General features: G+C 66.6%; 10 protein-coding genes and 1 pseudogene. 10 read left to right on the forward strand and 1 reads right to left on the reverse strand.

The genetic code is table 11. The features are described 5' to 3' along the window. The first annotated feature begins 5 nt into the window (after positions 1-5). The 4 genes and pseudogenes from RHA1_RS26020 (at position 6) to RHA1_RS26030 (ending at position 7,170) form a co-directional block, all read left to right on the forward strand. Positions 6-1,391 carry a flavin monoamine oxidase family protein gene (locus tag RHA1_RS26020; protein WP_011597523.1) on the forward strand — a complete coding sequence of 462 codons (1,386 nt, stop codon included), beginning with the start codon at positions 6-8 and terminating at the stop codon, positions 1,389-1,391. Between the two features lie 159 nt (positions 1,392-1,550). After that, positions 1,551-3,143: an AMP-binding protein gene (locus tag RHA1_RS26025; protein WP_041812475.1), complete on the forward strand. Its 1,593-nt coding sequence runs from the start codon at positions 1,551-1,553 to the stop codon at positions 3,141-3,143. Between the two features lie 265 nt (positions 3,144-3,408). Beyond that, a pseudogene (locus tag RHA1_RS52025) lies at positions 3,409-3,818 on the forward strand (zinc ribbon domain-containing protein); the annotation flags it as partial. Between the two features lie 97 nt (positions 3,819-3,915). Then, positions 3,916-7,170: a protein kinase domain-containing protein gene (locus tag RHA1_RS26030; RefSeq protein WP_011597526.1), complete on the forward strand. Its 3,255-nt coding sequence runs from the start codon at positions 3,916-3,918 to the stop codon at positions 7,168-7,170. Positions 7,171-7,204: 34 nt separating this feature from the next. Here the strand turns inward: RHA1_RS26030 and RHA1_RS26035 are convergent, their stop codons facing one another. Next, the gene (locus tag RHA1_RS26035; RefSeq protein WP_011597527.1) at positions 7,205-7,519 is read right to left on the reverse strand and encodes a YbaK/EbsC family protein; all 315 of its coding nucleotides are present in this window, start codon (positions 7,517-7,519) and stop codon (positions 7,205-7,207) included. A gap of 243 nt (positions 7,520-7,762) precedes the next feature. Between RHA1_RS26035 and RHA1_RS26040 the strand changes: the two genes are divergently transcribed. The 6 genes from RHA1_RS26040 (at position 7,763) to RHA1_RS26065 (ending at position 15,887) form a co-directional block, all read left to right on the forward strand. After that, a complete protein-coding gene (locus RHA1_RS26040) occupies positions 7,763-8,662 on the forward strand; it encodes an NAD(P)-dependent oxidoreductase (RefSeq protein WP_011597528.1) in 900 nt (299 codons plus the stop codon). Further along, positions 8,659-10,119, forward strand: coding sequence for an aldehyde dehydrogenase family protein (locus RHA1_RS26045; protein WP_011597529.1), 1,461 nt, complete (start codon positions 8,659-8,661; stop codon positions 10,117-10,119). The genes RHA1_RS26040 and RHA1_RS26045 overlap by 4 nt, the downstream gene beginning before the upstream one ends. 173 nt (positions 10,120-10,292) lie before the next feature. Then, positions 10,293-11,726: an amino acid permease gene (locus RHA1_RS26050; RefSeq protein WP_011597530.1), complete on the forward strand. Its 1,434-nt coding sequence runs from the start codon at positions 10,293-10,295 to the stop codon at positions 11,724-11,726. 76 nt (positions 11,727-11,802) lie between these two features. Further along, positions 11,803-13,164, forward strand: a complete 1,362-nt coding sequence (gene glyA / locus RHA1_RS26055) for a serine hydroxymethyltransferase (RefSeq protein WP_011597531.1) — start codon at positions 11,803-11,805, stop codon at positions 13,162-13,164. Further along, on the forward strand, positions 13,164-14,573 hold the full coding sequence (locus RHA1_RS26060; protein WP_011597532.1) for an L-serine ammonia-lyase: 1,410 nt from the start codon (positions 13,164-13,166) through the stop codon (positions 14,571-14,573). The genes glyA and RHA1_RS26060 overlap by 1 nt, the downstream gene beginning before the upstream one ends. Before the next feature lie 99 nt (positions 14,574-14,672). Further along, the gene (locus tag RHA1_RS26065) at positions 14,673-15,887 is read left to right on the forward strand and encodes a PucR family transcriptional regulator (RefSeq protein WP_011597533.1); all 1,215 of its coding nucleotides are present in this window, start codon (positions 14,673-14,675) and stop codon (positions 15,885-15,887) included. The last annotated feature ends 50 nt before the right edge of the window (positions 15,888-15,937 follow it).

Genomic DNA, 15,937 nt, shown 5'->3' on the forward strand with positions numbered 1-15,937 from the left:
CGAGAATGACAACGCACGAAGTGCACGAAGAGACCACCGAAGTAGTCGTCGTGGGCGCCGGAATGGCCGGGCTGACGGCAGCAACCACGCTGGCGGCGGAGACCGACGTAGTCGTTCTCGAATCCACCGACCGCGTGGGCGGACGAGTCGAGACCGTCAGGAAGGGCGACTACTGGATCAACGTCGGTACCCAGTTCACCGAGGGCACCGGCACGCTGATCGATGCCCTCGACCGGCACGGCATCGAGATGGGTTCGCTCGCAGGCAAGAGCGTCGCGCTGTACCTGAACGGCGGGGTGATCGACACCTCGAATCCGGTCGCGCTCATGTTCCGCACGCGGATGACCATGATGGACCGACTCGGCATGGCCCTCGTCGGTGCACGCATCCTCGCGGCCATGCCGTTCCTGGAGTCGCAGAGCCGTATCGCACAGCGGGTTCGCGCCAACCTCGACACCAAGCTGGCGTCGTACCTCCTGAAGGGCGTCCGGTCGAAGCTGGCCGCCGATGTCGTCCGGTCGTGGTCGGCGCAGTGGATGGGATGCGAGGTGGAGGAGACGGCCGCCACCCAGTTCGTCACGTCCGTCGGCCTCGCGTTGGCCGACCCGGAGAAGATCCCGAACTTCTCGCTGCCGGTGGGTGGCAATCAGACGTTGACCGACGTGCTGACGGAAGATCTCGGTGGCCGGATCCGGCTGAACTCGGTGGTGCGCTCGGTGCGGCAGGACGGTGACGGCGTGGTCGTCGACTATCACGACGGTGACCGACCGGTGCGGCTGCGGGCAAAGCGCGCGATCGTGACCGCACCCGCCGATGTCGCCGAGCGAATCATCCCAGACCTCCCGCAGCAACACCGGAATGCTTTCAACGACATCACCTACGGCCGGTACGTGATCGTCGGATTCTTCACCGACGAAGTCGGGCCGCAACGCTGGGACGACTACTTCGCTGTCTCGACGCCGCAACTGTCGTTCCAGGCGATGTTCAACCACGCCGCGGCGATGCGGAACGGCGACGACCGTAAGCCGGGTGGAGCGCTGGCCTGTTTCGCCGGCGGTGCTCACGCCGACGCGTTGTTCGACCTCCCCGACGAGGAGATCGTGTCGCGATACCAGCAGGACCTGCTCGCAGTGTTCCCCGAGCTGGAAGGGAAACTGGGCGAGGGCATCGTGCGGCGGCATCGTCGGGTCGTGCCCTTCTGGGCGCCCGGGCGGAGGAACTCGCTTCCGACGTTGCGTGATCCGCTCGGAACCATCCACCTCGCCGGCGACTACCAGCTCGATCTGCCGTCGCTCGCCGACGCAGCGACGTCGGGCGAGCGAGCGGCGAAGGCCGTACTGGCGAGCCTGAGCCAGGCCGCGAGAGAGAAGGACTCGGCAATCAGAGTTTGAGCAGTCGCTTCGCCAGCTTGCCGGAGGCGCGGGGTAGTTGCCGCGTAGTCCGGGCACGCCCTCAGCCGAACAACTCGGCGTCGACGCATTCGAGTGCGCCCGGCATTCGGCCACGAGACCAATTCACCACTGCTGCAACACTTCGAGGGAGAGGCCCCAGTGAGCTTCAAGAGCCCGTTTCCGGACGTCGAGATTCCGAACCTCAGTGTCTACGATTTCCTCTTCGGCCGGGTCGACCCGGCCGATGGGGACCGGCCTGCGCTGATCGACGGTGCCTCCGGCGCGGTCACCACGTACCGGTCGCTGGTCGCCCAGATCAACGGGGTGGCCGGGGCGCTGGCCGCGCGCGGTCTCGCCGTCGGCGAGGTGGTGGGTCTGCACTCGCCGAACGTTCCGGCGTTCGCGTCGGTGTTCCACGGGATCCTGCGGGCCGGGGGTGTCGCGACCACCATCAACGCCCTCTACACCGCGGAGGACATCGCCAAGCAGCTCACCGACTCGAAGGCGAAGTTCCTGTTCACCGTCTCCCCGCTGCTGCCGCAGGCCAAGGATGCGGCCGCGAAGGTCGGGATTCCGGTAGCGAACGTGATCGTCCTCGACGGCGCCGACGGGCACCCGTCACTGACCGATCTGCTGGCCGAGCGCGCCCCCGCCCCGGAGGTATCGTTCGATCCGGCGACCCAGCTGGCGGTGCTGCCGTACTCGTCCGGGACCACCGGCCGGCCGAAGGGGGTGATGCTCACGCACCGCAACCTGGTGGCGAATGTGTGTCAGATCAACCCGCGGATGGGCATCGGCGCCGACGACACACTGCTGGCGGTGCTGCCGTTCTTCCACATCTACGGGATGACGGTGCTGCTCAATGCGGCCCTGTACAACCGGGCGAGTTTGGTGACGATGCCGAAGTTCGACCTCGTCGAATTCCTGTCGATCGTCTCCGGCCAGAAGTGCACGTATGTGTTCATCGCCCCGCCGGTCGCGGTGGCGTTGGCCAAGCACCCGCTGGTCGACGATTACGACCTGTCGAGCGTGCATTCGATCTTCTCCGGCGCCGCCCCGCTGGATCAGGAACTGGGCAAGGCCGTCGCGAACCGGCTCGGCTGCCGGGTGCGGCAGGGCTACGGGATGTCGGAGATGAGCCCGGTCTCGCATGCGATTCCATTCGACCGTGACGACATCGCCCTGGACTCGGTGGGTCCGTCGATCGCGAACATGGAATGCAAGCTGGTCGACCCGGCCACCGGCGAGGAGGTCGCCTACCCGGCCGACGGGGTCAGCGCACCGGGTGAGTTGTGGTGCAAGGGCCCGAACATCATGGCCGGGTACCTCGGCAACGACGAGGCCACCGCAGAGACCCTGGATGCGGACGGGTACCTGCACACCGGCGACATCGCGACCGTCGACTCCGAGGGGGTGGTGACGATCGTGGACCGGATGAAGGAGCTGATCAAGTACAAGGGCTACCAGGTGCCGCCCGCCGAGCTGGAGGCATTGTTGTTGACGCACCCGCAGATCGCCGACGCCGCCGTCATCGGGGTTCTCGACGACGAGGGCGAGGAGGTGCCGAAGGCGTTCGTCGTCCGCCAGCCCGGTGCCGAATTGGACGAGGCCGCGGTCATCGGCTTCGTCGCCGAGCGGGTGTCGCCGCACAAGAAGGTCCGCAAGGTCGAGTTCATCGACCTGGTGCCGAAGTCCGCCGCGGGCAAGATCCTCCGCAAGGACCTACGCGCCGCCGAAACTGCCGGGAGGTAGGCCCTCCGACAAGGCACACATCGAACCGACCACTACCGCCACCCTCATCGACGGTGTCCTGCAGCTGCCCATCTCCATGGCGGCCGCAGGCATGTCGATGGATTTCACCCAGATCGACGAGGCCACCGAGGCCGTGCGCGTCGGCTTGCCCGGCCAAATTGTCGCCGACGACGAGATCCACACCGAGCACCCCGTGTCTCGCAGTTTCGCTGAAAGAACCCGCGGTACACGACGATACGACAACTTCCGGGCTGCTCACTCGCCCCGGCCGGGTGGTTATCACCGGGCATGGTGTGCGCGGTGCACAGTCGGCGGACATCGTGACCATGTTGCGGGCGTGAACTGGCCAAGCGGGCATAACTGGGACGCGGACAAGCCGTTCGCAAGCGCGGGGACAGTCCGCAGATCCGGGTGATCGAGCATGCGCCGGTGCGCCACTGCCGCGACAAGAAGAGTCCCACTCCGCGCCGGCCGCGACATCGCCGTGTCCGTCGCAGTGCTCCCGCCGCGACACCCCGGGTGGGGGTGAACCAGACAAAGACTGTTCCTGCGCCACAAGCGTCGGTGTGGGACACGGTAGAACCCGCAACACCGCAGGGTGTTACGGGTAGCCGTGAAGTACATCCATCTCCAAGGCCAGCCACGTCAGTGGTAGGAAGTATGAGATCTATGTAGACGCTACCGTCAGCGATATCCTGGAAACCTGTCGTCGAGAGGCTGACCGTGCGGATTGCATCGAACGTATCGCGGACCGGATGAATCGATTGGGACGATGTCCGATATCGATCCGTTCGAGACGCATCGCGATGTGACACCGTCGGTCGCGTCGGAACTGGCGGTTGACGGATTCGACGACGCCCGGGAGATCGGGCGTGGAGGCTTCGGTGTCGTGTACCGGTGCACGCAACCCGCACTCGACCGGACCGTCGCCGTGAAGGTGCTCACCAACGATCTCGCGGAGGAAAACCGGGAGCGCTTCTTTCGCGAACAGCGGGCGATGGGCCGCCTGACCGGCCACCCCAACATCGTCAATGTCCTCCAGGTCGGGGTCACCGACAGCGGACAACCATTCATCGTGATGCCGTACCACCCGCAGGGCTCCTTGGACGAACGTATCCGACGGCACGGTCCGTTAGGTGTGGACGAGGTGCTGGAGTTGGGGGTGAAACTGGCAGGCGCGTTGGAGGCCGCCCACGGCGAGGGCATCGTCCACCGCGACGTCAAGCCGGCGAATATCCTCCTCACGGACTATGGCGAGCCGGCGCTCACGGACTTCGGGATCGCGCATATTTCCGGCGGGTTCGAGACCGCTACCGGCATCGTCACCGGTTCACCCGCGTTCACTGCGCCCGAGGTCCTCGGCGGCGCCGCCCCGAGCCCCGCCTCGGACATCTACGGACTCGGAGCCACCCTGTTCTGCGCAGTCACCGGCCACGCCGCATTCGAGCGCCGCAGCGGCGAACAGGTGGTAGCCCAATTCATCCGCATCACAACGGAATCCGCACCGGATTTGCGAGATCAGGGCCTCGCCGATGATGTTGCTACCGTGATCGAGCAGGCAATGGCCGGTCGCCCCGAGGATCGGCAACCCTCTGCCGCCGTATTGGGTGAGCGTCTGCGCGATATTCAACGCAGCCGCGGATTGCCTGCGGGTGACATGGCTCTCCATGCGCGAGCCACGGTGGAACCAGAACTGTCATCACAGGGGCAGTTTCCAACACACTCTTCCCGCCGTGAGCGCGGGAATCTGCCCCTGGAATTGTCCAGCTTCGTCGGTCGCAGGCACGAGATCACCGAAGCGAAGAATCTACTGGCGTCGTCACGATTGCTGACGTTGGTCGGAATCGGCGGAGTCGGGAAAACACGCCTCGCACTACGACTTGCAACGAGTATCCAGCGAGAGTTCACCGACGGAGCATGGCTCGTCGAGCTCGACGAGGTCCGCACTGAATCTCGACTGATCGACGTGGTGGCGTCCACACTCGGTGTGCGGGACCAAACTGACCGGTCGCTACGCGAGATCATCCTCGACGTCCTGTCGTCGCGAGAACTGTTGCTGGTGTTGGACAATTGCGAGCAGGTGGTTGACGCCGTCGCCGACCTCGCCACAGCTTTGCTGCAATGCAACCCGAACCTGCGCATCCTCGCGACAAGCCGCGAACCCCTCGCAATAGCCGGCGAGGCGACGCTGCGCGTTCCCCCACTCACCGTCCCCGACCCCGACCGCGAGCCGTCCCTGCAGGGTCTGCCCCGCTACGACGCCGTCTCGCTGTTCACCGAACGCGCCACCACGGCGGTATCGACATTCACGTTGACAGATGCCAACAAGTCCGCGGTCACCCGGATCTGTCACCGGTTGGACGGGTTGCCGCTGCCCATCGAATTGGCGGCCGCGCGATTGCGTGCGATGTCGCCCGAACAAATCCTGCAGAGACTTTCCGACCGGTACGCACTGTTGACTCGCGGGAGCCGAGGCGCGCCTTCGCGCCAGCAGACGCTCCGGTTATGTGTCGACTGGAGCTACGACCTCGGCACCCCGCTCGAGCAACTGACGTGGGCACGACTGTCGGTGTTCCCCGGCAGCTTCGATCTCGATGCCGCAGAACACGTGTGCGGGGACGATATGCCCACCGGGGATCTGCTGGACTCACTGGCATCCCTCGTCGACAAGTCGATCCTGATCCGCGAAGAGCACGACTCCGTGGTCCGCTTCAGACTGCTCGAGACGCTACGCGCCTACGGCCGGGAGAAGGCCGAAGAATCCGGCGAGTACCTCGATCTGCGCCGGCGGCACCGGGATTGGTATCGCCAGCTCGCTCGCACCGCCGAGGACGAGTTCATCGGCCCCAGACAGCTCGAGTGGATGGAGCGACTCAGCAGTGAGCAGCCGAATCTGCGGGACGCGATGGATTTCTGCCTCGACGAAAGCGATGCCGACACCGGTTTACAGATTGCCACACCCTTGTTGCAGCTCTGGGGGTCGCGAGGCCAGCTCAGCGAGGCGAGGCGCTGGCTCGACCAATTCCTGTCACTCCGGAAAGAACACCCGACCATCACCTACATCCGGGCGCTGTACGCCGACTGCCTCATGACCGAACAGCAGCGGGACCACCAGCGAGGGGCTGCCCTTGTCGAGCAGGCGCGGATCCTCGCCAACCAGATGACCGACCCGATAGCGCACGCGATCGTCGACCACGCGGACGGCATCGTCGGATTGTTCACCGGCGACCTCTCGCGCGCGGCGTCACGTCTGGAGCGGGCACAGCCGGTGTTGCGACAAGCAGAGAACGAACTCGCACTGCGGATCGAGTCACTGACGCTGCTGGGATTGACGTATCAACTGGCCGACACCGAACCCCACCGGGCGATCGAATGCTACGAACAAGTTCTCGCGATCACGGAAGCTCACGGTGAATCCGTCTATCGGTCCTACGCACTGTGGGCCATGGCCGTCGCACAATGGCGTCTGGGTGATCAGCGTCGCGCAACCGACCTACTCCAAGAAGGAGTGCGGCTCGCTCGACTCGTCGACGACCCGGTCAGCTGCGCGAACTGCGTCGAAGTACTCGCCTGGATCGCCGGAACCAGTGACCCTGAACGCGCCAGCACACTGATGGGGGCCGCGGACGCGCTCGGCCGTGCGGCCGGAAGCCCCTCCGTGTTCGTTCCCGACCTGCTCGTCCATCACGAAGAATGCGAGCGGTCCGCCCGCCGGATGCTCACCGAACACGCCTTCGAGGAGGCCCGGCAGCGCGGCAGGGCCATGGATCTCGGTTCCGCTGCTTCCTACGCGCTCGAGGAAGACCCCCGAAAGCCGACGCCCCCGGGTCCCGCCACCCTGACGAAACGCGAACAGCAGGTTGCGGAACTGATCGCCGAGGGCCTCACCAACAAGGCGATCGCCGCCCGACTCGTCATCTCGCACCGCACCGCGCAAGGACATGTCGAACACATCCTCACCAAACTCGGGTTCACCTCACGAGCACAGGTCGCAGCCTGGGTTGTCGAAGAGAGACAATCGTCCTAATTTCCGCTCAGCGTGACGGGGAGGCACGGGTCAGTCATCGGACCCGCCTCCACGTTCGAGCGCTACCTGCGAACCATAGTGATCGCCGCAAATCGTTCTGGTTAGCGCAGAGCGTCACGCGAGAGGATGTGTCGAAGCCGAGTTCTCCGGCGACCCGCTCCGTGTCGACGCGGTGGGCGCCGCTGGCGAGGATGAGCAAGGGGGAGCCGTCGGCGTCGAAAACGAGGCTGTTGACGATCGCGGCGGTCTCGCACCCGAGTGTGCGGGCGGCTTCCGGAGCGGTGGGAACAGGGGTGTCGAAGATCCGCATGCGGTCGGTCAGGCCTGCGTCGATGAGTGCGGTGGACACGACGGCGGCGGCGGCGTCGGTTCAGAAGGGTGACACAGCGCGGTAGCCAATCACACTCCCGTGTGGACTGCGAAATGCCTGGTTAACGCCCCTGAAGAGCCGGTTCGACAAATGTAGGGCAGATCGGGAAAAGCTCTCGTCATTTGCCGGTCGTGACCCAGCTCACGTGTTCCTAGTGTTGGCGTCGTACGAAAACGACGGTCTCGCTGATCAGCGAGAACACTTCCTCGATAGGAGCAACTGATGACATCCACCGTGGGCTTTGTGGGCCTCGGCAACATCGGTGGCCGGGTGGTTGCGCACCTGGTCAAGGCGGGTCACGACGTCGCGGTGTACGACCTGAATACGGCGGCTGTCGACGCCGCGGTCGCGCTCGGTGCCCGCTCGGTCGCCTCACCCGGTGAAGCGGCGCGGAAGGCGGAGGCACTCTTCCTGAGCCTGCCCACCCCGGCGATCGTCGAGGGCGTCGTCGCGGACGTCTTGCAGCAGGGCAATCAGGGCCTGGTCATCGTCGACCACAGCACCATCGACCCGGACACCACCCGCCGGTTGGCGCAGGATGCCCAGGTCGCCGGGGCTTGCTTCCTCGACGCCCCGGTCAGCGGCGGCGTGCAGGGCGCCGAGGCCGGCACCCTCGCGGTGATGCTCGGCGGCGACGAGGCCTCGGTGAAGAAGGTCATCCCGCTGATCGAAACCTACGCGGGCAACATCTTCCACGTCGGCCCGTCGGGCAGCGGCCAGGCGATCAAACTCGCCAACAACCAGATCACCGCCGCCAACATCGTCGCCCTCGGCGAGGGCCTGAGCAGCGCCGTCGCCGCCGGTGTCGACCTCGACACCGCGGTCGCCGTGCTGACCAAGAGTTCGGCCAACAGCAACGTGCTGAGCAACTACTTCCCCAAGACCCTGTTCACCGAGGAGCGGCCCACCGGCTTCGCACTGGACTTCATGCACAAGGATCTCGGCCTGTTCCTCAACGCCGCCGGCAAGGCCAAGCTCCCCACCCCGGTCACCAGCCTGGTCCGGGACCTGTTCAGCATCGGCCAGCGCGACGGCCGCGGCGGCAAGGACTTCACCAGCGTCGTCGAGTTCTACGAAGACTTCACCGGCATCCGCCTGCAGACGAAGGGAAACAACCAGTGAGCACCCCCACCCTGACCACCGCGACCAAGGTCAACCAGCTCATCGGCGGCCAGTGGGGCCCGGCCGACTCCGGCAACTGGCTCGAGGTCGAAAACCCGGCCCGCCGTGAAATTCTCGCACTGATCCCGGACTCCGGGGAGGCTGACGTCAACCGCGCCGTCGCCGCCGCGAAGGACGCGTTCGGTCCGTGGAAAGCGCTGCCGGCCCGAGACCGCGGCGCCCTGCTGATCAAGCTCGGCGACAAGATCGCCGAAAATCAGGAAGAACTCGCCCGGATCATCGCCTCCGAGACCGGCAACGCCCTGCGGACGCAGGCCCGCGGTGAGGCCGCCAGCGGCGCGGACATCTTCCGCTTCTACGGTCAGATCGCCTCCGAGCAGAAGGGCGAGACCCTCCCGTTCGGGGAGAACCTCGTCAGCTACACCGTGCGCGAGCCGCTCGGTGTGGTCGGCGGTATCGTCCCGTGGAACGCCCCGGTCACGCTGTCCTCGCTCAAGATCGCGATGGCGTTGGCGATGGGCAACACGCTGGTCCTCAAGACCGCAGAACTCGCTCCGCTGGCCGTGCTCAAGCTCGCCGAATGGGCGCACGAGATCCTGCCCGCCGGTGTACTCAACGTGCTGACCGGATCGGGCCAGAAGGTCGGCGTGCCGCTGTCGAAGCACCCCGACGTCGCGAAGCTGACCTTCACCGGCTCCACCGGTGTCGGCAAGGAAATCCTCGCCGCGGCCGCCGACCGGATCGTCCCGGTCACCCTCGAACTCGGCGGCAAGTCGCCGGCGATCGTATTTCCCGACTCCGACGACGACGCCACCGTCGACGGTGTGATCGCCGGGATGCGCTTCACCCGGCAGGGCCAGTCCTGCACCGCCGGATCGCGGCTAAACCTGCACGAGGACATCTTCGACTCGTTCCTCGAGAAGCTGAAGAACAAGCTGGGCCAGTTCAAGATCGGTGACCCGCTCGACGAGGCCACCGACATCGGTGCCATCGTCAGCGAGAAGCAGTTCGACACCGTCTGCCGCTACATCACCTCCGGTATCACCCAGGGTGGCACCGTGATCACCGGCGGACCCGAACGTCCGGTGGACGGTGACGGCTTCTTCGTCGCCCCCACCGTCATCACCGGCGCCGACGCCGACTGGGACATCACCCGCGAAGAGGTCTTCGGACCGGTGCTCGTGGTGATCCCATGGAAGGACGAGGACCAGGTCCTGGCCGCGGCCAACGACAGCACCTACGGTCTGGCCGGCTACGTGTGGACCAAGGACATCACCAAGGCCATCCGCACCGCCAACGCCCTCGAGGTCGGCTGGGTGCAGATCAACCGCGGCGGCGGCCAGTTGCCCGGCATGTCCTACGGCGGCATCAAGCAGTCCGGCCTCGGCCGTGAGTACTCCGTCGACGGGGCACTCGAAAGTTTCACCCAGGTAAAGAACATCACCATCGCGGTCTGACCTCCGCCTCTCCCGGCGCCGCCCCGGCGGCGGCGCCGGGAGCCCACTCGGGCGTCCTCGGACAAGCGCCTCCCTCGCACTCGATCCGAACCCCAGCTAGAGCAACCGAGCGACGCCGGGCACCTTCCCTGTGTCACGGCGGTCCTCGCCGACCCTGGAAACAAGGACACACCATGACAGTCGACAGTTCCCACGAACAGTTGAACGAGGACGGCCTCGCACAAGGCCTGAACAAACGGCACATCCGGATGATCGCCATCGGCGGCGCCATCGGCGTCGGCCTGTTCCTCGGCTCCGGCAAGGGCATCTCCTACGCCGGCCCCGCCCTGGTCGGTGTCTACGCCATCACCGGCGTGTTCATCTTCATCATCATGCGCGCCCTCGGCGAGCTGCTGATGTACCGGCCCGTCACCGGCTCCTTCGCCGAATACGCTCGTGAATTCCTCGGCCCTGTATACGGTTTCATCACCGGGTGGGGATACTGGATCACCTGGACCATCATCGGCATGGCCGAGCTCACCGCCGCCGGCATCTTCGTCAGATTCTGGTTCCCCTCGATGCCGCAATACCTCACCGCCCTGATCGCCCTGATCGCGCTCGTCACCCTGAACCTGGCCAAGGTCGGCTTCTTCGGCGAAGCCGAATTCTGGTTCGCCTCCATCAAAGTCATCACCATCGTCGCCCTCATCGCCGGCGGGATCTTCGCCCTGGTCTTCAACGTCGGCAAGGCCGGCCAGGAAGGCGGCATCGCCAACCTCTGGGATCACGGCGGCATCGCACCCCACGGCCTGCTCGCCGTCCTGCTCGCCTTCCAGATCGTGGTGTTCTCCTACCAGGGTGTCGAACTGATCGGCATGACCGCCGCCGAAACCAAGAACCGCGCCACCGTCCTGCCCAAGGCCATCAACTCCATCCCCTGGCGCATCGGCATCTTCTACGTCGGCACCCTGGTCGTGCTTCTCTCCCTCTTCCCGTGGGATCAGTTCAACGCCGACTCGAGCCCATTCGTGAAGGGCTTCACCCAGATCGGGCTGCCCGCCGCCGCCAGCATCATGAACTTCGTCGTCCTCGCCTCCGCGCTCTCGTCGTGTTCGGCGGGCCTGTTCAGCAACGGCCGCCTGCTCAAGAAGCTCGCCGCCGACGGGGTCGCACCGAAAATGTTCGAGAAGACCAACCGCGGCCACGTCCCGGCCGCCGCCATCATCGCCTCCGGGTCTCTGATGCTCGTCAGCGTCGCGATCAACGCCATCGTCCCCGAGCAGGCGTTCTCCTACATCTCCTCGGTCGCCACCCTCGGTGCGATCTGGTCCTGGGGCGTCATCGTCGCCTGCCACCTCGTCTACCGGCGCCGCGTCGAGCGCGGTGAGGTCCCCGCAAGCACCTTCCGCCTTCCGCTCGCCACACCGTTGTGCTGGGCCACCCTCGCCTTCCTGGCTGCGGTCACCGTCCTGCTCGCCTTCGACGAGGGCCAGCGCATCGCCCTCTATGCCCTGCCGATCTGGGCCGCCGTCCTGCTTACCGGGTACTACCTCTCGGCCCGGCGCACAGCGTCCCCGGTGGCGCCGAGCCCGGCCACCGAAAACGACCGTCCCGCACTACATCCCTGACGTCGAGTCTGGCCGCACCTGCAACCGGGTGCGGCCAGGCTCGCCGTCCACCCACCACCGACCAGGAGACAGACGCATGACACCCCGTTCGACCATCGCTCCCTGGGCATCACCGATCGCTCAGCAGCGTCTGTCGACCCTGGAGACCGCGCATACCGAGACCAGCACCGCCCAGGTCGTCGAATCGGTGCATCGGTCGCTGGCTGAGCACCATGCGCGGATCAACGATGGGATCGTCCTCTACGCCGGCACCAACGTCCTGTCCCCGAATGTGACGGCCGCACACGACACCGCGCTGTCCACCCGCCCGGCGTTGGGGTGGCCGGGGGAGAAGGTGCAGACCGCGGTGCAGGAGATCGAGCACCTCGAGGTGCTCGCTACCCGCCAGGTCGCCCAGGCGCTGCGGGGAACCTACGCCGAGGTGCGGTACCTGACCGCCACCATGGCCAACCTCGCCGCCTATATCGCGTTTACCGACCCCGGCGACACCATCGCCGTTCTGTCCCCGGAATCCGGCGGCCACGCCAGCCATCAACAGATACTCGGCACCGCGGGCATTCGGGGGCTGACCGTCGAGCACCTGCCGTACTCGCCGAGCGCCCTCGACATCGACGCCGGGGAAATCGACGACTTCGTCCACCGGTTACGACCGCGGCTGATCGTGGTCGGCGGCAGCGTCACCCTGTTCCCTCACAACCTCGGACCGATCCGCGAGGCCGCCGACCGGGTCGGTGCCGTCGTGGTCTACGACGCCTCCCACACCGCAGGTTTGATCGCCGCCGGCTACTACCAGGACCCACTCGCCGAGGGCGCCGATGTGGTGACGTTCTCGACATACAAGACCTTCGCCGGCCCCGCGGGCGGCGCCGCCGTCACCCACTCCGCCGAGCATGCCGAGCGCCTCGCCGCCGCCGCATATCCAACGATGCTGTCGAACTACGACCCAGCCCGCCTCGGCCCGCTCGCAGTAGCCGCCGGTGAGGCGGTCGACCAGTCGCCGCCGTGGGCCGCGGTCACCATCGAGTACGCAGGCGAGCTGGCCGCGAACCTCAACGCGCTCGGGCTGGTCGTCGTCGGCCGCCGCCTCGGCTACACACGCAGCCACCAGGTCGTCATCGACGCCCAAGGCATCGGCGGGGGGCCGGCCGCGGTCCGCCGGCTCGAGGCCGACGGCATCTACACCGGCGCATGCCGGCTGCCGTGGCAGAGCCCGGGCACCCCACCCGAGGGCGTGCGCCTGGGCGTGCAGGAGTTCATCCGCTGCGGCGCCGGGTTCGACACCGTCACCGACCTAGCCGCTCTCGTGCACCGATCCCTCACCACCACCGACGACACCCCACTGACCCCGGCGACCCGGCACCTGCGCCGACAGGTCACCACCGACCTGTGGGGTCGTCCCGCCGCTTGTCCATCCACCGACGAATGGAGCACCGTCTGATGGCTCTCAGCGCTTTCGACCTCTTCTCCATCGGCATCGGCCCGTCCAGCTCGCACACAGTAGGCCCGATGCGCGCCGGCACCCTGTTCGTCGACGAGGTCAAACACCTCCTCGAGGTCCGGTCGATCACCCGCCTCGAGGTCGACCTCTACGGGTCCCTTGCGGCGACCGGCCGTGGGCACGGCACCCTCGGCGCCGTCCTCCTCGGCCTCGAGGGCAACGCCCCCGAGACGGTCGACCCCACCTACGCCCACACCCGCGTCGAACAAATCGACACCGAACACCGCCTACAGTTCGGCTCGACCACCGACCTGGTCTTCGGCACCGCGGACATCGGCATGCACCCGTTGACCATCAAAGACCGCCACACCAACACCATCCGGTTCGCCGTCCACACCGACCCGGCCGCCGCCGAGTGTTCCGCCGACCAACTCGCCGCCACCACCCCCGCCCACGAGGCCGTGTACTACTCGATCGGCGGCGGCTTCGTGGAACGAGACGGCCACAACGCCGCCGGGCCGGAGACCCCGGTACCACTGCCCTTCCGCACCGGCGCCGAACTGCTCGACATCTGCGAGCGCAAGAACCTGCCGATCAGCGACGTCATGTGGCGCAACGAACTCGCCACCCGCAGCCCCGAACAAATCCGTGCCGGGCTGCTCGAAATCTGGCAGGTGATGGCCGCCTCGATCCACAACGGGTTCACCACCCCCGGCCACCTGCCGGGATCGCTACGGGTCAAGCGCCGCGCCGCGGAGTTCTACTCCCGCCTGGTCGAACGCGAGAAGGTCGTCGACCATGCCGACTCGATGGATTGGCTCAACGTCGCCGCGATGGCGGTCAACGAGGAGAACGCCGCCGGCGGGCGGATCGTGACCGCCCCCACCAACGGCGCCGCGGGAATCGTCCCCGCCGTCCTGTTCTGGGCGCTGCGCTACCTCCCCGGCCTCAACACCCAGCACGACCGCGACGACGCGGTAGTGAAGTACCTGCTCACTGCCGCCGCGATCGCCGTGCTCTACAAAGAACGCGCCTCGATCTCCGGCGCCGAGGTCGGCTGCCAGGGCGAGGTCGGCTCCGCCTGCTCGATGGCCGCCGGCGCCCTCGCCGAACTGCTCGGCGCCACCCCCGCGCAGGTCGAAAACGCCGCCGAGATCGGCATCGAACACAACCTCGGCCTGACCTGCGACCCGATCGGCGGCCTGGTGCAGATCCCGTGCATCGAACGCAACGCCATCGCCTCCGTCAAAGCCGTCAACGCGGCGAAAATGGCCCTGCACGGCGACGGCACCCACCGCGTGACGCTCGACCAGGCAATCGAGACCATGCGGCAGACCGGGATGGACATGCTCACGAAATACAAGGAAACCTCCACCGGCGGCCTCGCCGTCAACGTCCCCGAATGCTGACATGACCGCACCCACCCGAGCCCGGCCCCAGCGGATCGACAGACGCGTCTGCCTGCACCGGATCCGCCCCGACCCACGCATGAAGCGGATGATGAGGCTGTGAGCGAGAGCGAGATCCAACCCGCGATCGACGAGATCGCCAACGCACTGGGCACCGGTGCGTCCCTTGACGACCTCACCGGCCGACTCGTCGCCTACAGTGCCCAGCACGGCCGTGCCGACGACGCCCGGGTACGGTCCCTGCTCAACCGAGAAGTACCCGAGGACATCCGCGACTGGGAAGCACGCCACGGCACCGGAACTGCCGTCGAACCGATCATCATCCCGGCCAACCCGGACCTGAAGATGGACCCCCGCATCTGCGTTCCGCTGATCCACCGCGGCGTGCGCACCGGACTGCTCTATGTCATCGACCCGCTCGCCCCGGAGAACCCGGATCGGGTCACCACGACGGTCGCCCTCATCGCCGACCAGGTCGAACTCCTCGCCACCGTCCTCTACGAAATGGCCTCCCCGCACCTGGACGAACGACATCAACGCGAACTCGAGTTCTTCGCCGCCTGCCAAGGCAACGCCGATGCCCTCGACACGGTCGCGAACTGGTCGCCGGTGCGGTCGGCGTCCTCGCTGCGGCTGGCGGTCTCGATCTTCTCGGCCGGCGAAGACGTCACCGCCTTCTCCGAGACCCGCGCCGCCCAGCTGCGACTGGCCAGTCAGCAGACCGTCTCACGGTATCCGAGCGTGGTCGCCGGATCGGTGCAGGACAGCCACTCGGTGGTGCTGCTGCGACCGGACAACGAGGCGAACGCCGCCCTGCGTCTGCATCAGCGGCTCGCCGCCGCATCCGGCGTCACCCAACCCGGCACTACCTCGCCGGAACGTCTCTACACCGGTGTGGCAGAGAACATCTCCTCCATCGACCAACTTCCCGAAGGATACCGGCGGGCGGTGATCGCCGCTCAAACCGCCGCCGTCGAACCGGAATCGGGCACCATCGCCACCTGGGACACCATCGGCCCATACCGGTTGATCGCCACCCGCCTACGCACCGACGGCACCGTCTCCGACCTACTCGCCGCCCTCGTCGAAGCAGACCCCAACGGTGACCTCGTGAACACCCTCGAAGTGTTCTACGACCAGGGCGACAACGTCAAAGCCGTCGCCGACACCCTGCACCTGCACCGGACCAGCCTCTATTACCGGATCAACAAGATCCGCGACATCCTCGGCGTCGACCCCCTGGGCGGCGCCACCCGCCTCGAGCTGCACCTCGCGCTCAAGGCACGCCGCTGGACGCGACGCCCACGAATCTGAACCAGGCGCCGAAATCCGACGCAGCACGCCCCGTTCCTCATCTATCGCAG

Origin of the sequence: Rhodococcus jostii RHA1 (genome assembly GCF_000014565.1) — a bacterium.
Classification (GTDB): Bacteria; Actinomycetota; Actinomycetes; order Mycobacteriales; family Mycobacteriaceae; genus Rhodococcus_F; species Rhodococcus_F jostii_A.